This is a genomic window from Alkalibacterium sp. m-11 (assembly GCF_054658155.1).
The window spans coordinates 1-331 of the sequence record NZ_BAAGIR010000420.1 but is presented as its reverse complement, the minus strand read 5'-3'; the positions used below and the strand labels follow the sequence as shown (position 1 = coordinate 331).

Genomic DNA, 331 nt, shown 5'->3' with positions numbered 1-331 from the left:
TTGAAACATTGACTGAAAGCGAACAGAGGGTGTACTTCCACTCCTTTCGCCAGGTGACTGATCAAATGTATTCCGAAGATTATTTGATTGATCGGTTGAAATGGATTTTAAAATATCCAGCTATCGAAATGGAATACGACCTCTATGTTCATGCAAAACTGGATTTAGATTTTTATTATCCTGCTGTTTTCAAACCCGAAAAATGGACACAATTAGAGGAAAAATATTTTGATCGCTTTAATGAGGATATTCTATCGGTACTTGAATCTCAGGAAAATCAGGCGTTTTCACCAAATGACTCAGGGGATACACACCCGTTTTAAAATAATCA

The 331-nt window shown here is 36.3% G+C and carries 1 protein-coding gene; it reads left to right on the top strand.

The features are described 5' to 3' along the window. A partial coding sequence (locus tag ACYQ2O_RS13030) for a hypothetical protein (RefSeq protein WP_459796816.1) occupies positions 1-323 on the top strand: 323 nt, incomplete at its 5' end. Between the last annotated feature and the right edge of the window lie 8 nt (positions 324-331).